This is a genomic window from Bacteroides sp. CACC 737, assembly GCF_013874375.1.
Classification (GTDB): Bacteria; Bacteroidota; Bacteroidia; order Bacteroidales; family Bacteroidaceae; genus Bacteroides; species Bacteroides uniformis.
Genome location: NZ_CP059411.1, coordinates 1 through 20,604, shown reverse-complemented (window position 1 = coordinate 20,604; position 20,604 = coordinate 1). Strand labels below are relative to the sequence as shown.

Sequence of the window (20,604 nt, the reverse complement as noted above, 5' to 3'; positions counted from 1 at the left end):
CTAAAACAAAAAACATACCTGATTTTGAAACAAAATGAGAATTTCCGGAGATTAAATACCGATTAATAGCTAAACACAAAAAGACACTTTTTAGAGATATTAATTCTTATTCTATTCTCACCGAGCACAGAATATCGTCTTATTTGTTATTAGTATTAATTAAAATCAAGCAAAATGAGTAAAATTATTTACAATCTAGTGTACAACAGAAAAAGAAGCCTGAATAAAAAAGGAATGGCGTTAGTGCAAGTAGAAGCCTATTTGGACAGAAAGAAAAAGTATTTCTCCACCAAAGTTTATCTAAAGCCAGAACAATGGGACAATAAAAAGCTTATCGTGAAGAATCATCCTAATGCGGATGCACTGAATAGATTGATATATGAATTTATGGCTATGATAGAAAAAAAAGAGTTGGAATTGTGGCAGCAAGGAAGGCGTATTTCATTAGAGTTACTAAAGGAGGTTTTGAGCACAAACGAAAACAAAACCTCTTTTATTTCTTTTTGTAGACAAGAGATAGCAAACTCTGCTCTGAAAGAAAGTACAAAACGAAATCACCTCTCCACTCTTTCATTATTACAACAGTTCAAAAAGGATGTAACCTTTTCTGATTTAACATTCGAATTCATATCCTCCTTTGAATATTTCTTGCAATCAAGAGGCTATCACACAAATACGATAGCCAAACATATGAAGCATCTGAAGCGACATATAAATGTCGCCATCAACAAGGATTATATAGAGATACAAAAATACGCTTTTCGAAAGTACAAGATTAAAACTATAGAAAACAAGCATACGCACTTATCTCCTGAAGAGCTGGAGAAGTTGGAGAAATTAAGCTTGGCTGGCAGATATACTAAATTGCAGAAGACTTTAGATGCATTCTTGTTTTGTTGCTATGCAGGAATGAGATATTCTGATTTTATCAGTTTATCACCCGATAACATCGTGGAGATCCGTCAAGAAACCTGGCTAATTTATAAATCCATAAAGACGAGTACAGAAGTCAGATTACCTCTTTATCTCTTATTCGAAGGAAAAGGGCTTGTTATTCTGGACAAATATCGGGATGACTTACAAAGCTTCTTTCATTTAAGGGATAACTCTAATGTGAACAAAAATTTAATTGTGATTTCCCGCCTAGCCGGTTTATCAAAAAAGATTTCATTTCACACCGCTCGCCATACTAATGCAACTCTATTGATTTATAATGGAGTAAACATTACAACAGTGCAAAAATTATTGGGGCATAAAAGTGTTAAAACCACACAAGTGTATACGAATGTAATGGATATGACTATAGTACATGATTTAGAAAAGAACCATGCACTCATGCCTTTGCCTAAAAAAACACGAACTTAGCATAGTCAATACTGCACTTTCATATCATTAGTCATATACTTCTCCTTTAAAGTCTGTTCACTCACTATTCTGTTTCAACCTGCTCGCTGCAAACTCACTGCATACGTTTTGCAGTACCACTGCATATTGCTTGCAGTACCACTGCATATTGCTTGCAGCCGCACTGCATATTAGTTTGCAGTACCACTGCAACAGCTTTGCAGTATCACTGCAATAGGTTTGCAAAATCTTGCAGCAAGAAACTATTTATAATCAATTAGATACAGTATAGTGTGAATAGAAGATTAACATTGGTGTGTTATCAATATTTAAACAGATTGGAGGTGTGGAAGCAAAATTTGCTTCCACACTTTTGCATTGCTTCCACAGCATCTGTAATGCCGATAAATAGAGGGATATAAGGAACGGGTGGAAGCGTGGAAGCAAAAATGATGAAAACTGCTATGAGGAAACAATTGTTGTCTTGATTGTTTAGCCAATCAGAAAGTTTTGAATTTGCTGTTTTCTGAAGCTATTGAAATATTCTTTTACATAGATTTTAGTAGTTTCGCTAATAAAATGACAATGTAGAGTAAATACTTCATTGAAAGCAGCTAGGATGATAGATATTGACAAAAGACATGCTTCATATAAGAGGAAGAATCATTTAAAATCTTTAAGCAGCGTATTAACTTTATGGTATACATCTGATAACCTGGTTGTTAATCCTACAAATAGTATCACAGCAGTAAGGTTTTATGCGTCGTCCCTCCATACACATACCTTGTGAGAAAGGAAATTTCGCTATAGTTATTTCTAGCACATAGCATAATTATCTGATTATTAATAAGATAAATAAAATATAGTTCCGCGAAAACTCTGGTGATTTCATACATCGGTATGAAGACTCAAGAAGTGGTAATCAAACCGAGCGTAAAAGTGGTTATGATGCCTGATACAGAGATACTTGATGAAGTAACAGTAGTGGCTTATGGCACTAAACGCAAACAAGATTTGGTGGGCTCTATCAGCAGTGTAAAGAATGAGATTATCAGTAATTCACAAGCTACATCCGTGTCCAATGCACTAGAAGGAGCTGTGGCCGGTTTGCAGGTTGTAAGCTCTTCCGGCCAGCCGGGACAAGATGCCAATATCGTATTGCGCGGTATCGGTTCTATTTCAGCCAGCAACAATGCGCTGATTGTAGTAGATGGTGTGCCCTTCAACGGTAAGTTGTCGGACATCAACCCTACGGACATTGCTTCAGTGAACGTGTCGAAAGATGCTGTATCCAACTCTTTGTATGGTTCCCGCGCAGCTGGTGGTGTGGTCATGATTACTACCAAGACCGGACGCAAAGACAAGGTGGCCATCAACTTTAACGGTACCTGGGGTGTGGCACAGCGTGCGTACAAAGATTATGATATGGCTACTGATCCGGAAGAGTTCTATCGTTTGTCTTGGTATGGTCTTCGTAATACCTATTGGGCGGCTGGAAAATCCATTGAAGACTCTAATTTAGCAGCCAGTCAGGATTTACTGGGCGAACTGGGTAATTACAATGCATATATCATCCCGCAAGGAGAATATTTAGTAACACCTGATGGAAAACTTAACCCCAATGCACGTTTGCGTTATAATGATTCGTTTGCCGATGCCTTGTTCGACAATGCCTTCCGCCAAGAATACAATATATCTGCATCGGGTGGTAATGACCGTACAGATTTTTATGTATCTATGGGCTTTCTGGATAATGACTCTTATGTGTTAGGTTCTTCTTATGAGCGTTTTACAGCTCGTGCCAACGTTAACTCCCAGTTGAAATCCTGGTTGAAGGTAGGTACCAATGTAGGATATTCCAAAGCAACTCAGAATGGTGTACAAGAGAATGCCGGAGCTGCCTCCAATCCTTTCGAAGTAGCACGTTCTTGGGCTCCTATCTTTCCGGTTCATGCCTATGATGCAGAAGGTAACATGAAATATTATGAGGATGGAAGCCCCATGTATGATGCCGGAAATGGTGAAACAGACGGTACATCTAAACGTCCTACGGCTACTAACCAGAATGTGATAGCCAATATGAAAGAGGATATTCGTGAAACTGTGTACAATAATCTGACTTCACGCTCGTATCTGGAAATCTCGTTCTTGAAGAATTTCAAGTTTACAGCAAACTATAGTTTATGATTTCACGAACAGTAGCCAGACAGTATTCTACACTCCGCTCATCGGTGACGGACAGTCTTTCGGTGGTCGTGGTACAAAAGGAAGCTACAACACTACGACTACCAACTTCAACCAGATTCTGGCTTACAGCAATGTATTTGGCGATAACCACCACCTGTCGGCCAAGATAGGTCACGAGTACTACAAGTATGAATATCAGTATTTGGCAGGACAGAAGACCAACTTCTTTAATCCGAACAATCCGGAACTGGACAACGGTGGACAAATGCAATACATCAATAGCTACACGGCAAACCATAACATCGAGGGTTATTTCGGTATGGCAGACTACGACTATAGCAATAAATATTACGTTTCTGCCGCTTTCCGTCGCGACGGTACTTCCCGCTTTTTGGACCGTTGGGGTAATTTCTGGTCGGTAGGTGCTGCTTGGCGTATTTCCAACGAAGCATTCATGGAAGGTACAAATTCTTGGTTGAACGACTTGAAACTGCGTGCATCTTATGGTACCCAGGGTAATGAAAGCATCCTTTCGGAATATGACTATGCCTATGTGTACACGCCTTATCAAGACCAATACACAGTTACTTGGAATGGTTCAGAGCTGGGTTATTCACCGGAATTCTACGGTAATCCGGACTTGACCTGGGAAAAGCAGAAGACTTTTGACGTGGGAGTAGATTTCCGTCTCTTCGATAGAGTATACGGTTCATTCGAATATTTTTATCGTCGTACGGACGATATGCTTTTCAAGCGTCCCGTAGCTTTCTCTACAGCCGGACGGCCGTATAACTGGGAAAATCTGGGTGCGATGAAGAACACTGGTATAGAGTTTGAAGTGAATGTGGATATCTTCAATCAGTCTGACCTGAAGTGGACGGTATCGCTCGTAGGCTCCCACTACAAGAACCGTATTGTGACATTACCCGAAGAAAACCGTGAAAATGGTATCACTTCCGGTCCGTTCAACCTGCGCGAAGGTAAGAGCCGCTTTGAATACTATACTTATATGTATGCCGGCATGGACGAAAAAGGAAATGCCATGTGGTACATGGATGAGACAAACGAGAAAGGGGAAGTGACAGGCCGTACTACCACCACCACTTATGCAGACGCAACCCGCTACTTCATTGGAAAATCTGCGCTGCCCGATTTCAACGGTGGTTTGAGCACTACTTTCTCTTACAAGGGAATTGACCTTTCTATAGCAACGGCTTTCCAGATTGGTGGCTATGCTTATGACTACTCTTATCTGTCCGGCATGAGCTCTTCATTCTACGTAGGTCATAATAAGGATATGTGGAAAACATTCAACCCTGAGACCGGTCAAGGTTCACTTCCTATTTGGAATGCCGACAATGCTTCCAACTCTTTCACTCAGCAATCAGACCTCAATCTGGTAAAGGCCAGCTACTTCAGCATCCGTAACATCACTTTGGGCTACACATTGCCGAAGAACTTGATGCAGAAATTGGGGTGTTGAGAAACTGCGTATCTATGCTACGGCAGATAATCTCGGCTTGTGGTCCAAACGTCAGGGATTTGACCCTCGTGTGGCAATGGCTGGTTCTGATAATGAATATGGAGGCTATTCTCCGATGCGTGTGATTTCCGGAGGTATCAACCTTACATTCTAAACTAAAAAATAAAATTGTATATGAAGATAATGAAATATATGATGCAGGTGCTTCTTGTCGGGGGCCTGCTTACATCTTGCATTGAAGATGCTGATGTTACCGCTTATTTGACTGAAGACCAACTGGGCAATGTGGCTCAGGAAGATCCTGATAAGGCTTTTTCAGCTGCTGTGGCAGGTATGTATACTGATATGCAACAGTATGTTGACGTCAATATGAGTCACAACTATTTCGGTCAAAAGAGTTTTGATTACTTAACATCGCTGATGGGCAACGATATGATTATGACCGGACGTTTCGCTATGAGTATGTATCATTATTTGCTGGATTACTGGCAACAGAACTATACTCCGACCAACAACCGTTGGAAAGAGTACTATCGTGTCATAGCCAATGCCAACAACATCCTCAAGCTGATTGACCCCAGCAGTGAAGATCCCGCCAATTTGAAATATCGTGCCATCGCTCTTGGTTTCCGTGGCTACGCCTACTTACAACTGACTTACTTATACCAGCATTCCTACTATACCGGTGCGGATGGAACGAAATGGGGCCGTGGAGAGAATATGACTTCTCCCAGTCTCCGTGTGTACCGCTTATTACAGAGGATACGGAAGGTGACCAGCCACGTGCTACTGTAGCCCAAATCTATGAACAAATCAAGAGTGACCTTACTACTGCTTTCGACTTGTTCAAGAATTTGGATATGACGCGTACTTCCTCACCCACTGATATGGATGGCTGCGTGGTAGCTATGCATTTGGCTCGTGCGAACATGGTTATCCATGAATGGGATGAGGCGATAAAGTATGCGCAGGTGGTGATTGATAATTTCCCTATATTGCAGAGTGAAGACCAGATACTCCAAGGATTCAGTAATATCAGCTTGCCGGATGTAGTATTCGGTAGCGATGTTACAGCAGACAATAGTACAACTTATATGTCTTTCTTCTCGCAGATGGATACTTATGGCGATGGTTATGCCGGCATCGGTGTATGGCGCGCTGCCTTTAAGCCATTAGTAGACCGTATCGCGGATACTGATATCCGTCTGCAATGGTTCTGCTGCGACCGTTCTACAGGTGTAACAGATGACTCCGGTAATCGTATAACATTGATTCGTGACACTCAGTCTCCAGTTGCCGTGGAATACCAAGCCGTAAAATTTATCGGTACAGGTCGTGATAACATCAAGGCCGGTGTGTTCAGCGGATGGGAACTGGGAGATTATATTTACCTGCGTTCAGAAGAAGCTTACATGATAAAAATGGAAGCTTTGGCTCACAAGGGTTCTGCTGAAGCAGTGACTGAACTGAATAGCTTTATGAAGACCCGCCAGCCCGATTATAATTACACTTTCACGAACAAGGCTGACCTGATAGAGGAAATCATTTATCAGAAACGTGTAGAGTTCTGGGGTGAAGGTTTGGAATATATTGATAATCGTCGTTTGAATATTCCTGTAGATCGTACAGATGAAACTTGGGGCGCAGAAAATAATAATCACTTCTCTGCCGGTAAGTTCCGTTATAACCAAGAAGACAGGCCGTTCCTTTACCAGTTACCTCTCTCTGAAATAGAGAATAATTCTCAGCTTTCTCCGAGCGACCAGAATTAATACTTCAAAGGACATGTTATACGGAAAAATGACACAGAAGCGCTATCTGTGCAGACTAATCAAGCTGCATTACCCCAACAATAATAATGCGGCAATTATGATGATTCATCCGGTTGAACATACCGGAATTTCATAATAAAGTGTTTTTGAGAAGCCACTCATTGCGAAATGGGTGGCTTTCTTCTCTTAATCCAACAAAAGACTTCAGGGGGAAGTGTTATTTCAAGATTACATATCTTCCAAAGAAAGCCCTTTATAAGAAACAGAGCAGTTTTTCCATTCTTTGTTGATTGTGACTTTTTTCTTCAATATCCCCCAACCTATCCGTTCAGGATTGTGTTTAATTTCGACCAATTCATAAAATGAAAAAATACGATGTCGGTCTTTCATCCGTTGATTTCAATAAAAGTGAGGTCTTACCGATGCGCTTTCTTCCTACTAAAACCGGCATTTGCGATTCTTCTTGAAACTGTTCTGCTATATTCTTTAAAACAGCCAACTCTTTTTTGACCATAGAATTTCATAATACACCTATTATTTTACATCAAGTCCACTATTATCCGTAGTGTACATTACGATAATACTAATTAAAGACGATATTTGTATAAAATGAATTTATTTTTGAACTTTTACACAAAAAACTATAAAGTAATTTATTTAAGATCCTTTAGAAATAACCTCATAAGTTCATTAGTTTTTTATCCGACAAACACAGACTTTCTCTATTTGAAATAGGAATAGTTATTCTGTAATTTAAAATAGTATTTACATGAAATGCAATATTCTTATGGATGAAATAAATAATACAAGTAAATATTCAACGAAAAATAAACAAATGATAGATATTGACATAATCACCCATTCTTTTAAAAAGAGGAATGCTAATTTTACAACTGCAGTACATTAATTAACACTCAAATAACTATTAATCAAAATATTACATTTGTTAATGGTATCACATAAGTAAGGTTTTGTTTATTGTAGACCCATATAGGACAGCTTTGAAAAGAGTATTCCTTGTTTTAGCCAATTCTTTGACTTATTGTATATTCTTTATTATCAACAGAATACAGATAGTGTAGTTCCGCGAAAACTCTGGTAATTTCGTACATCGGCATGCAGACTCAAGAGGTTACAATTAAGCCGCATGTACGGGTTGTCATGCAGAGTGATACTGAACTTTTGGATGAAGTTGTAGTTGTTGCCTATGGTACTGCTACAAAAAGATCCTTCACAGGTTCCGCTACTGAAATTAAAGGAGACCGTATTGCTAACAAAAATCCGTCCGAATTATCTAAAGCGCTAACCGGTGAAGTAGCAGGTGTACAAGTTATTTCAACTAGTGGACAACCCGGCTCAAATGCAAGCATCAGAATTCGCGGTTTAGGTTCTGTAAATTCAAGCCGTGCTCCGCTGTATGTAGTGGATGGAATCCCCTTTGGTTCAGATTTAAGTGGAATTGATCCTTCAGACATAGAGTCAACTACCGTATTGAAGGACGCAACAGCAACAGCTCTATATGGTTCAAGAGCTGCCAATGGAGTAATTTTGCTGACCACCAAAAGAGGTAAAAAAGGAAAAACGCAAGTTGAAGCAAATGTAAAATATGGTATCAACACCCGTATAATACCTCTTTATGATACGATGGAAAGTCCCGAGCGGTTCATTGAGCTGACATGGGAAGGCATTAAAAATAAATATCAATATGCTGGTGGACGTGATGAAGCTGCTGCAGCAGCTATGGCAAGCAAGCTGCTGTGGGGATATGACGATCCTCAAAAAGGCTATCAAAATACTGGAATATACAAAGGATATAATATGTGGAGTACGGGAGATGTCATAGACCCTTCTACTGGCAAATTCAAGGCAGGTGTAGTCCGCAAATTTACTCCGGAGAAATGGGAAGATTATATTTTCCGTACAGGAGAAAAAGTAGAAGCCAATGTTAAGATATCAGGAGGCAGCGACAAGTTATCACATTATACCTCTTTCGGTTACTTGAAAGATGAAGGATACTATATAGGTTCTGATTTTGAACGTTTTAATGCCCGTTCCAATCTGTCTCAAGACATCACTTCATGGTTGAAATCAAATGTTAATATGGCTTATAGCTATATGGAACTGAATAAGCCCGGTCAAGGTGACAACATGAACAATGGTTTCCAATTCATTAATTTTATGCCTTCCATATTTCCGGTATTCCAACGTGATGCAGATGGCAATAAAATAAAGGATAATGTGGTCGGAGGATATCTGTATGATTATGGTATGGCTGAAGGTTATGGACGTCCTTACGCTTCAGGCGTAAATCCAGCCGGAGCGATTCAATTGGACAAGAATGAGTACCAATCTCATTCATTCAACGGCAATGCCATGTTTGAAGCAACTTTCTTGAAAGACTTCAAAGGAACGGTAAACTTTGGATTGCAATATCTTGGTACAAAAAACAATGAATTGACAAATCCATATTATGGTGATGCAGAGGGGTTAGGACGTATTTTCAAAAACATGAGTACATTCTTCAGCTTCACGTCAAACCAGATATTGTCATGGAAGAAAAGTTTTGGTGTGCACAATCTCGATGCATTCGTTGCGCATGAATCTACATTCTACAAGTCATCTGACAACTATGGCCAGAAATCAAAGATTGTTCGTCCTAACAATACAGAATGGTCTAATGCTGTAATTATGGACTATATGGATTCTCAAACCTACGGGTTTGACATGGAAAGCTACTTCGGACAAATTAGATATGATTATAACGATAAATATTTCTTTCATGGAACATTAAGACGTGATGGTTCATCACGTTTTGCCAAAGGACAGAAATGGGGAACATTCGGTTCTATCGGCGCCGCCTGGGCCATCACTAACGAAAATTTCATGAAAGACGTGAGCTGGTTGAAGAATTTGAAATACAAGTTAAGTTGGGGTGTGTTGGGTAACCAAGACTTTATCACCAATCCTACCATTGCAGGTTATTATCCTTACAATGATTTGTATACGATCGGTAACCTAAATGATGAAATCAGTTTTAGCTTTAAATATAAAGGTAATCCTGATTTGACATGGGAACGCAGCGAAACATGGAATACTGGTATCGAGTTTAATATAGCCGATATTTTGGAAGGTGAAGTGGAATACTATAATAAGACTACCAAAGATATGTTGTTCCTAAAGCAAGTATCTCCATCGCTGGGATATGCACAATACCCCGTCAATGACGGTAAAATGGTCAATAAGGGTCTCGAATTTTCTTTGGTGGCACATCTTGTGAAAACGAATGATATAAGTCTTGATTTACGTGTTAATGGTGGACATTATAAGAATAAAATGACCCAGATGCCTATGGATGATACCACAGGAAAAGAAAAGCCATTGGAGATACAAGGTGCTTACGGATGGTCGAAAGGACATTCTCTGTATGATTTCTATATAAGAGAGTATGCCGGTGTAGATCCAGAAACCGGTATGGCATTATACAACTCATACTATAATGTAAAAGCCGATGGAAGCAAGGACTTGATTACAGATATGGTAACTTACCAGCAGAACAATAAAATAGAGCGTTTGGAAGTAGAAAAGACCTCCGATTATAACAACGCAACTAAGAAATATGTCGGGAAATCAGGTATTCCGACTTTACAAGGGGGATTCGGTTTTGATTTAGCTGTTAAAGGTTTCGAATTAAATACGACTTTCTCCTATAGCTTAGGAGGATATGCTTACGACGGTGTATATGCTACATTAATGTCTAACAATACACCTGGTAGTGGAAACTGGCATAATGACATTGAAAATCGTTGGCAAAAGCCGGGTGATATAACAGACGTGCCACGTTTAACTTCCGGATATGATGAATATACAAATGCATCTTCTACTCGGTTCATTACCAGTCGTTCTTATTTGAATTTATCCAATGTAAGATTATCCTACACATTCCCTAAAAAATGGATGAATAGAATGAACATTGGTTCCTTGTCGGTTTATGTTTCCGGTGACAACCTGATGTTCATTTCGGCTCGTAAGGGATTTGTCTCAATGGCAGGAAATACCGTCAGTACAGATCCTAATGAGGATTCCGGAGGCTCTGACAGAAGTCAGTATGCTCCATTGAGTACTATTATGGGAGGTATTAAGATTCAGTTCTAACAATAAAATCATTTGAATATGAGAAATGTAATATATAAAATAGCAGCTTGTTCTGCATTAGTAGCCTTGGTGCTTTCTGGCTGTAAAGAATCTTTTCTGGAGGAAGATCCAAATGGATATATTTCATCTGACCAGATAAAAGAAAATGCAGTGTGGAATCCTAATATCATGTTAGGTCAGGCATTAGGTACGTATTCCACAACATTTGCCTGGCAGACAGGCGGTACAACGAATCACGACGATTTCGGACAAAAATCCATTGATATTGCCACAGATTTAATGAGTGGGGATCTGGCAATGAGCGGAGAAACCTACGGCTGGTTTAGCGATGCAGCTAGATTGCAGTGTAATACTACCACAAAAAACAGAACCTACATGCTGTGGAGGTATTATTACCGCATCATCAAGGCCTGCAATGAAATATTTGACACTGTAGGAGGAGATGAAAGTGTACCGGCTAATGAGGATAACCAAAATTATTATGCACAAGCAAAAGCTTTGAGGGCTCACTCGTATTTCAATTTGGTGAATTTATATGCAAAACCTTACGATATTGATAAAAATGCTAAGGCCATACCTCTTTACCGTTCTCAAACCACAGCAGAGACATTAGGACTCTCCACAGTGGAGGAAGTGTATGAACGGGTTATTATCGACTTGAAGGAATCAATAAATATTTTGGAAGAGTTGGAAGCAGCAGGTATTGGTCGTCCCAACGGCACTAAGGACCAAATCGACCAATGGACAGCTAAAGGAATACTTGCCTATGTTTATTTGACCAAAGGTGAATATGAGAATGCTGCTGCATTAACTTCCGATATTATCAATAACTCAGGATATCCTTTGATGAGTGAAACTGAAATTATCGAATCTGGATTCCGGAGTATCAATATCGGTTCATGGATGTGGGCATTTGATATTACCAAAGATAACACCGGAGGTTTGCCCACATTCTGGGGACAGGTAGATTATTTCACTTATAGCTACTGTTCTGCAGGTGATTATAAAATGATAGACCATAATCTGTATAATGAAATACCTGAAACAGATACTCGTAAACAGTGGTTTCATCCGTCTGTATTGATTAGCTGGTATAAATTTTATGATGCCGGAAGAAAAGCAATGGGAGACCGTACATGGACAAATGATATTGTTTACATGCGAGTTGAAGAGATGTACCTGATAAATGCTGAAGCCAATGCACGGGCAAATCATCTGCCCGAGGCAAAAGCAGCATTGAAGGCTCTATTAGAACAGCGGGATCAGGCCACGGCTGCAGAAGTGGACAATATGAATGCTGATCAATTACTGGAAAACATATACTACAACTGGCGTGTAGAAATGTGGGCCGAAGGACGAGGTTTACTTACCTTGAAACGTTTCCACAAATCAATGGTACGTGGTGACAACAACTACGCATTGACTGGTGAAACGATCTCATACGATGACTCCAGATTGATCTTTGAAATTCCAGAGCGTGAAGTAACGAATAATCCCAATTTGCAGAAATGATAAAGTGCCACATTAGATTGTGCAAATCAGATGAATAAAAGAGGGAGAGTATCTAAATTTAGAATACTCTCCTTTTTTAATATAACGAAATCTGGTTCTTGTTGTATAAAGAGGGCAACACAAATCATTGCAGATGCACTGACATATCAATCTTATTTAGACTGCTTCAATAACCATATTTCAAAGAATTTATCGTAAACCTTGTATTCTCCAAGTTCACAAGTAACAAAATCCTTGTCCAACAATCCTTTTATAGCTCCTTGTACTGAGCTGGCTGTCAATTTATAGGTTTTCAAGAATCTGGAAGAAGTTATTTCCCTTGCTTTTCCTTCTTTGCAAATGGCAAACAATACCTCCTTTTGTTTGGGAGGAAGTTGATAAAGAAGAGAGGAATAAGTAAAATTCAACTGAGACAAAATGTTTTCGATCGCTATGCTCACTTTGTCTGCCGTACAAATTTCACCTGTAGCTGTCATTGCATACAATGAGTTGGAGATGAATTGAATATACCATGTAATGCCCTCAAAACGTTCATATACGTTCTGAACAGTTTCTTCTGTAATGTCTTTATTGGCTATGAGGAAATGTTTCCTAATAAACTTTGTGTAAGTTCCTATGTCTATTGGATGTAATTCCATGATGGCTGTACTTTGATAGAAAGGGCGTGCTGGACTTGTGAATATTTCGCCCATCATATGCCGTTGGGAACCTGCATAAATAAATCTTGCATTTGCGCAATGCTGAATATGGGTACGCAATACAGCTTCAATATTTTTTCCCGGATATTTGGCAATAGCTTGAAATTCGTCAATAGCCACCAGGCAGGGCTTGTCGGCCTTCTCCAAATAATAAAAAATTTCATCCAAAGTAATAGAAGGAGTTTTTATATCTCCCATCTCCAAATTCCAACCGGGATTTCCTGCAAAATCAAATGAAATTCCCGCCCGAAGCGATGACAAGCAACTTAAAAACAAATCCCACGCTTTTCTACCTCGTGGTTTCAGACCATTCATAATTCCTTTGCCAAGCTCAAAAACAAACTCTTGAAGATTCTTAGTCGCATATATATCAATCAAGAAAATATAATATTCCTTTTCGATATGTCTTTTGATGAAAACAATGTTCTATTAAGCCCGTCTTTCCTAAACGACGAGAAGATATTAAAGCTACATTGTTACCATTTGTGATATAACGGGTTAATGTTCCGGTTTCAGCTACACGGTCACAAAAATATTCAGCGGATATATATCCATTGGTTATGAAAGGGTATTCTTCTCCATAAAGTGAATGCTTTATACAAAAAAAATTATAATCTTATTATAATGCAAATATCACAATGCTTTTGTATCGATTCTCCAACTTTGTTTCATATAATCTGTCAGAGGAAATCTGTTGATTTACTCTTCTCATATTGGAAATTAAATTATAGATTTACAATCTTTCTTTATCCTCTGCCAACAAAAAGTTTCGCCAGTGAAATTTGTTTAATTCCTTTGTAATTTCCCCCGCTTTGCATTTCATCCATTGTAACTACATATTTGGGGTAATTGTCTGCTATTTCCAAAAGATTGCCAAATTCTCGCCTAACAGTTGCATCATCGGGAAGCATATATGCTACTTGGATATAGACTTTATGGTCGTCCTTGGAAGCAATGAAATCAATTTCCTTATTGCCACTCTTTCCGACATATACTTCATATCCATATCTTAATAAATCAATGCATACAACATTTTCCATTAACTTGTTGATGTCTTTTCGAAAATCAAAATGCTGTATGGAATTATGTAATCCCAAATCTTCAAAATAATATTTCTCACCAATCTCAAAGATTTTCATCCCTCGGATTTCAGCTCGTTGAATTTTGTAATAAAGAAACTATTGCACAGTGCCTTTAGATAGTTCAGAATTGTCTGCGTGGGAATGTTGACGTGTTGCGACTTTAAATATTTACTAATATTCTGGGCAGAAAAAAGAGAGCCGGTATTATCTATCAGATAAGCTACGAGATTCTCTAAAAAAGATACATTCCGGATTGATTCACGTGCAACCACATCTTTTAGTAGGATAGTAGAATAAACGTTTCTCAAATACTCGAATATGACATTCTTGTCCATTGTTAGATTATGAATGTATGGCATACCTCCGAATGTAAGATAGAGTTTTAGACTTTCGGTGGAGTCTTGGCGTTGATTGAAAGTTAAGAATTCCCCATAGCTAAGTGAGTGAATGGGAAATTCTATATATCTTCCTGCCAATTGAGTAGCAAGTTCACTGGACAGCATTTTAGCATTACTTCCGGTGCAATAGATATCACATTTATTTTCGTTCAATAAACTCCGCAGACACAATTGGAATTCTTCAATCTCTTGGATTTCATCTACAAAAAGATAGTTATGATTATGCCCAGTAACCTTCTTTAAAACATATTGATAAAGATCCATGTAGTTCCTAATTTCCGTGAAGGCAAGTTGCTCTTTATCTACAAAAATGATATTGGCTTCCGGTATGTTTTTCTTTATGATATCTGATATCTGTAAAAGAATGTAGCTTTTACCTATCCTACGTTGGCCGGTTATTACTTTTATTATACTTTTATCAATAAACGGTTCAATTCTCTTTATGTATAAAGGACGGGAGATATAATTTTTCATATTCAAACATGATTTAGTTTATATGCAAAGATATAAAATATTTCAATTATAATTGAATATTTCTATGTATATTCCACATTCATACATTATAAATAATATATGTAAACTAAATATTTCTCAACAAAAAAGAATTTTGGGACTTTTATGGATAAAATCTATATTTCAAGATAAATTCCTCTATATAATTTATCGTTATTCTTGAATAAAAAACATTTGTTGGGTTAATTAGTACATCACAAATTAAAAGGGTAGAATGAAATTTAATAATAACGTGCTTATTATCAGCTTTTAATTATTCAAAATGGTATGAAATGGGTACTTCAAACCACTTACCTCCCTTCGCCATATACCTTTATATAGAATATATAATAGAGTAAGCCTTGTTTTATAATGATTGTAAATTATTAATTTTCAGCAATATACATATATTGTAGTTCCGCGAAAACTCTGGTAATTTCTTATATTGGTATGCAAACCCAGGAGGTGACAATAAAACCTAGCGTAAAAGTGGTGATGAAGTCTGATACAGAGATGCTTGATGAGGTAATGGTAGTTGCTTTCGGTACAGCAAAGAAGTCTGCATTTACGGGTTCGGCTAAGGTGATAGGTACGGAAAAGCTGGAGCAGTCGCAGGTGACAAACGTTACCGATGCTTTGGCTGGTGCTGTGCCGGGTGTGACATTGACATCCAATGACGGTGCTCCTGGTTCAAAGTCATCCATCAAGATCCGTGGTTTCAGTTCACTCAATGCAGGAAACGACCCTCTGATTATTGTGGATGGTGCTCCTTATAGCGGTGATATCAATAATATCAATCCCAACGACGTTGAATCAATGACGGTATTGAAGGATGCGGCTTCCAATGCTCTTTACGGTGCGCGTGGTGCTAACGGTGTAATTATCATCACTACCAAGAAAGCCAATATGTCGGGTGAGGCCAAAGTAACTTTCGATGCCAAGTGGGGAGCAAATACCCGTGCGTTGCAGAAATATGACGTGATTGACAATCCTGGCATGTACTATGAGACGCACTATGAGGCAATGAAAAACTACTATAAATATGAGGGGGGAATGAGTGATCAGGCTGCATGGCTTGAGGCAAATAACAATTTGTTTGGCTCTAACGGTGGCTTGGGTTACAATGTCTATACGGTTCCCGAAGGACAATACCTTATCGGTCAGAATGGCAAGCTTAATCCCAATGCCACATTGGGTAGAGTTGTGAATTATAAAGGACGCGACTATCTGCTTACTCCGGATGATTGGGACGATGTAGGTATGCGTACCGGTTTACGTCAGGAATATAACTTCTCAGTGAGCGCAGCTAATGAAAAATCTTCTTTCTATGTTTCTTTAGGCTATCTTGGAAATGAGGGTATCACTGAAGGTTCTGACCTGAAACGTTTGACTGGCCGTTTAAAAGCCGACTATCAAGCCAAGAAGTGGTTGAAGATCGGTGGTAATATGGCATATGCGCGATTTGATTCCAATTCATTGAGTAATAATGGTTCCAGTAGTTCTCAAGGTAATGTATGGGCATTTATTACCCAAATGGCTCCATCTATCCTGCTTACGTACGTAATGCTGATGGCAGTATCATGGTTGATAAGAATGGTATTGGAATGATGGACTACGGTAGCGGTATCAATGCAGGTATGCAACGTCCTTTCATTCCTGATGCCAATCCTATTCTGGACAACAAACTTAACACCCATAATGCTGAAGGAAATGCTATCAGTGGTAATGCTTTTGTAGACATAACTCCTATAGAAGGGTTAAAGGTGACATTCAATGGTACTTTCAACTTGGATGAGACACGCTTTACATATGTTTATAATCCTTATTATGGACAGTTTCGATTCTACCGGTGGTACAGTAAGCAAGAGCCATCAGAGAACTTACGACTACAACTTGCAACAACTTGTCTCATATGCCAAATCATTCGGAAGCAATAATTTCGATATTTTGTTAGGACATGAATATTATGACTACCGCCTTTCTTATTTGGGAGCCAGTAAGTCACAGATGTTCTCTCAGGACAATCAGGAATTGGATGGTGCCATTATAGATGGACAGAGTGCTTCTTCATATAAGAGTCGTCGTAACAATGAAGGCTTCTTCGGACGTTTGCAATACAACTATGACGAACGCATCTTCGGCTCAGCTTCCTTGCGTCGTGATGCTTCCAGCCGTTTCCATCCAGACCACCGCTGGGGTACATTCTGGTCGGCAGGTGGTGCATGGCTCATCAACAAAGAAAGCTGGTTTGATGCTTCTTGGGTGCAGGAACTGAAGTTGAAGGCTTCAATCGGTTCACAAGGTAACGATAACATCGGTGATTTCCGCTATACGGATAGATTTAATATTATTAATTCCAATAATAGTCTCGGCACTTCGTTCTACTCTAAAGGTACTAAGGACATCACTTGGGAAACCAATACCAATTTCAATATCGGTGCGGAATTCCAATTGTGGGACCGCGTTACCGGTAGCATAGAGTACTACAGACGCAAGACTTCAGATATGTTATTCTCATTCTCCGTGGCTCCTTCATTGGGTTATTCTTCTTATCTGGACAATGTTGGTAACATGGTCAATAGTGGTGTAGAAATGGATTTCAATGTGAATATCTTCGATACACGTAACTTTACGTGGGACGTAAATTTGAACATCTCAACTTTGAAGAACCGTATTACGATGCTTGATCCTGACAAGTTGATTACTACTGAGTATACAGCTGACGGAAAGGGATATAAGGGTTATTCTAACGGAAGCTTCTTCATTGGTGAAGATTTGTCTATGTTTACATGGCGTATGAAGGAATATGCCGGAGTGGACGAAGAGGGAAGAGCCTTGTATTATAAGAATGTTAAGGATGAGGCCGGCAACATCACGGACGCGAAACGACTTGGAACCATGCTGAAGCTGACTATTACATCACAGAGGAAAAGCACGATGCCCAAGGTATACGGTGGTTTCGGTACCAAACTGAAAGTATATGGTGTAGATTTCGGTATTAACTTCACTTACCAGATTGGCGGCAAGCAGTATGATGGCACGTATGCATACTTTATGTCATCACCCAAAGGCACGGCAGGTTACAACTATCACAAGGATTCCTAAAGTCATGGACTCCCGAGAACACCAACACTGATATTCCGCGTTTCATGATGAATGACCCTTCATATCCGGCTTCATCATCTACACGTTTCTTGACCGATGCAAGTTTCTTGAATATCCAGAACATAAATGTGGGCTATACATTGCCTTCCAAGTGGACAAAGAAACTGGCTATAAGCTCTTTGCGCGTGTACATGTCGGCAGAAAATGTTTTCTACTGGTCTAAACGTAAAGGGTTCGACCCGCGTCAATCATATGACGAGACGACCAACGCTACTTTCTATTCACCGATGCGTACCATCTCCGGTGGTGTGTCATTCGAGTTCTAAAACTAATATTATAGATAACAATGATTATGAAGAAAAATATATTCAAGTTGTTTTCAGCCATGGTGGTATCGGCTACAGTACTAACCGGCTGTATAGAAGAGGTTTTTCCCGAAGATTCTACTGCGACTCCGAGCAAATCGGTGCGTCAGCTACGGCACTTGAGGCTGCAGTCAGTGGCATGCCGTCACAAATGGTACAAGGCTATCTGGTGTATGGTAGCCAGACCCATGAAACGACCTTGGCTATCCTTCGCTGATGTTGGCACAGTCTGAATTGTTGGGCGATGTAGTGGACACAGACTATGGGTATGACTGGTGGTGGCCCTTCAATGCAAGCTTGCAGATGTATGACAATGGTTATTACTCATATTTGCCTTACTTTACTCTATATAAGTTTGTTAAATCGGCCAATGACGTGATTTCAGTTGTTGACGTTACCGATCCCACGATTACCGATGAGATACGTGGACTCGGCAGTATATCCCATGCTTTCCGTGCGTTTAGCTATTATACGCTGATGGTGCTTTTCGAGCCAGTAGAGAATATCTATACTGATTGTAGCAAGGTGTTGGGACTGACAGTGCCATTGTAACTGAGGAAACAACTAATGACATTGCGAAGAGCAATCGCGTGCGACCACGAAGAAATGGTGAACTTTATCCTTTCTGACCTTGACAAAGCAGAGATAGGTTTGGAGTCTTATATACCTACTAGCAAGAATTTTTCCCGACTTGGGCTGTAGTATATGGTCTGAAAGCTAAGGTATATATGTGGGATGGCCAATTGGATAAAGCTGCCGAGTATGCCCGCAAGGCTATTGATAAGTCGGGTGCAACTCCTATGAACGAAGCACAGTGGCATAACCCCACTACAGGTTTCAATACGGCTACTTCTGCATGGATGTGGTATCTTCACCCCACAGCTTCCAACATGGGTAACCTTGCTAATTTCATCGGTCACATTTCCAATGAAGCGGATTGGGGATATGCTTCTTTGTCTAAACTCCAAAATGGCACGTTCACTTTATGACCGATTCCTACTACCGATTTCCGCAAATATTCTTACCTTGACCCCGGACAGATCTGTTTACGCTTACCAGTCTGTGAGAGGCAATGAGTGGTTGGACGAACAGCCGGATTATATGTCATTGAAGTTCCGTCCCGTGGGCGGTGACTATAGCACTTATTCTGTGGGTGCGGCTGCTGATATTCCCGTGATGCGTGTGGAAGAGATGTACTCATAGAGGCTGAAGCTGTAGGTGCCAGCCAGAGTGTGGCAGCAGGTGTACAACTGTTGAATAACTTTATGAAGCAAAATCGTCAGTCTGATTACAGTTTTAACGCAGGCGATTTGCGCAGTTTCCAACTTGAGGTCTTGAAGCAGATGCGTATCGAGTTTTGGGGAGAGGGGGTTGCATTCCCTACTGCCAAGCGTTTGAAACCGGATGTTATTCAGCACTATGAGGGTACCAATTTTAAAGAAGATAACTTCAAGATCAACTGTAAAGGTGTGAAGCCTAACTGGACCGCTGATGATCCCCAAGACCGAGGTGGATTCAAATATCGCGCTTCAAGGAATGAACAATCCGGACCCGACCGGTGCTATTCCTAAGCGTCCTACTCCGATAGGAGAGTTTGCGCCTGGTAACAATTAAATTAAATGAACTAACTTTATAATTGAATTTGTATATGAATAAGATATTTAATAAACTGTTTTGGGTCATGGCTGTATGCGGCTTGACAATGACGGCTTGTTCAGACGATATTGACTGGAATCCCGGTGCTGCTGCCGATGGACAAGGGGTCTTCTTCCCTTCGAGTCAATCAAGCAGTATAACGCTGACCGAGACGTCTGGTTCTTTCGAGGTAAGTGTATTTCGTACAGTAAGTTCAGGAGCCTCCACCACACAAAATAACTGTTACTCCCGGTGAGAATGCTGCTGGCATTTTTACAGTTCCTACCGAAGTAAGCTTTGCTGATGGTGTGACAGAGGCAAAAATAACGGTGACTTACCAGAATATGAAGCGTGATGTCCCCTATACTTTGACCCTCTC

At 39.7% G+C, this 20,604-nt stretch carries 10 protein-coding genes and 5 pseudogenes; 12 read left to right on the top strand and 3 right to left on the bottom strand.

What is annotated here, in order from left to right; translation table 11 throughout:
* Nucleotides 1-174 precede the first annotated feature (174 nt).
* From H1A11_RS18750 to H1A11_RS18740, 3 genes and pseudogenes are all read left to right on the top strand, one after another.
* Complete coding sequence (locus H1A11_RS18750) at nt 175-1,365, top strand: site-specific integrase (protein ID WP_117599260.1); 1,191 nt, start codon at nt 175-177, stop codon at nt 1,363-1,365.
* Nucleotides 1,366-2,244: 879 nt separating this feature from the next.
* Nucleotides 2,245-5,168, top strand: a pseudogene (locus H1A11_RS19875) (SusC/RagA family TonB-linked outer membrane protein).
* 20 nt (nt 5,169-5,188) lie between these two features.
* Nucleotides 5,189-6,786: pseudogene (locus tag H1A11_RS18740) on the top strand (RagB/SusD family nutrient uptake outer membrane protein).
* Nucleotides 6,787-7,014: 228 nt separating this feature from the next.
* Here H1A11_RS18740 and H1A11_RS18735 read toward each other — a convergent pair.
* Nucleotides 7,015-7,176: a hypothetical protein gene (locus H1A11_RS18735; protein ID WP_165491379.1), complete on the bottom strand. Its 162-nt coding sequence runs from the start codon at nt 7,174-7,176 to the stop codon at nt 7,015-7,017.
* A 726-nt stretch (nt 7,177-7,902) separates the two neighbouring features.
* Here H1A11_RS18735 and H1A11_RS18730 point away from each other — a divergent pair.
* Both H1A11_RS18730 and H1A11_RS18725 read left to right on the top strand, forming a co-directional pair.
* Nucleotides 7,903-10,938 (top strand): SusC/RagA family TonB-linked outer membrane protein, encoded by a 3,036-nt coding sequence (locus tag H1A11_RS18730; RefSeq protein WP_057097287.1) that lies wholly within the window; start codon nt 7,903-7,905, stop codon nt 10,936-10,938.
* 18 nt (nt 10,939-10,956) lie between these two features.
* Complete coding sequence (locus tag H1A11_RS18725; RefSeq protein WP_118275161.1) at nt 10,957-12,450, top strand: RagB/SusD family nutrient uptake outer membrane protein; 1,494 nt, start codon at nt 10,957-10,959, stop codon at nt 12,448-12,450.
* A 152-nt stretch (nt 12,451-12,602) separates the two neighbouring features.
* Here the strand turns inward: H1A11_RS18725 and H1A11_RS18720 are convergent.
* Together H1A11_RS18720 and H1A11_RS18715 are read right to left on the bottom strand one after the other, a co-directional pair.
* A pseudogene (locus tag H1A11_RS18720) lies at nt 12,603-13,746 on the bottom strand (ATP-binding protein).
* Nucleotides 13,747-13,881: 135 nt separating this feature from the next.
* A pseudogene (locus tag H1A11_RS18715) lies at nt 13,882-15,102 on the bottom strand (ATP-binding protein).
* Nucleotides 15,103-15,570: 468 nt separating this feature from the next.
* Between H1A11_RS18715 and H1A11_RS19870 the strand changes: the two are divergent.
* The 7 genes and pseudogenes from H1A11_RS19870 (at nt 15,571) to H1A11_RS18700 (ending at nt 20,481) form a co-directional block, all read left to right on the top strand.
* Nucleotides 15,571-18,551, top strand: a pseudogene (locus H1A11_RS19870) (SusC/RagA family TonB-linked outer membrane protein).
* Between the two features lie 26 nt (nt 18,552-18,577).
* Nucleotides 18,578-18,823 (top strand): hypothetical protein, encoded by a 246-nt coding sequence (locus tag H1A11_RS19570; RefSeq protein WP_255461614.1) that lies wholly within the window; start codon nt 18,578-18,580, stop codon nt 18,821-18,823.
* Nucleotides 18,807-19,142, top strand: coding sequence for a RagB/SusD family nutrient uptake outer membrane protein (locus H1A11_RS19565; protein WP_255461613.1), 336 nt, complete (start codon nt 18,807-18,809; stop codon nt 19,140-19,142). The genes H1A11_RS19570 and H1A11_RS19565 overlap by 17 nt, the downstream gene beginning before the upstream one ends.
* A gap of 176 nt (nt 19,143-19,318) precedes the next feature.
* Nucleotides 19,319-19,579, top strand: a complete 261-nt coding sequence (locus tag H1A11_RS19560) for a hypothetical protein (RefSeq protein WP_255461612.1) — start codon at nt 19,319-19,321, stop codon at nt 19,577-19,579.
* A gap of 37 nt (nt 19,580-19,616) precedes the next feature.
* The gene (locus H1A11_RS19555; RefSeq protein WP_255461611.1) at nt 19,617-19,793 is read left to right on the top strand and encodes a hypothetical protein; all 177 of its coding nucleotides are present in this window, start codon (nt 19,617-19,619) and stop codon (nt 19,791-19,793) included.
* Between the two features lie 62 nt (nt 19,794-19,855).
* On the top strand, nt 19,856-20,161 hold the full coding sequence (locus tag H1A11_RS19550) for a hypothetical protein (protein ID WP_255461610.1): 306 nt from the start codon (nt 19,856-19,858) through the stop codon (nt 20,159-20,161).
* A 77-nt stretch (nt 20,162-20,238) separates the two neighbouring features.
* Nucleotides 20,239-20,481, top strand: coding sequence for a hypothetical protein (locus H1A11_RS18700; protein WP_181758117.1), 243 nt, complete (start codon nt 20,239-20,241; stop codon nt 20,479-20,481).
* Nucleotides 20,482-20,604: the final 123 nt, after the last annotated feature.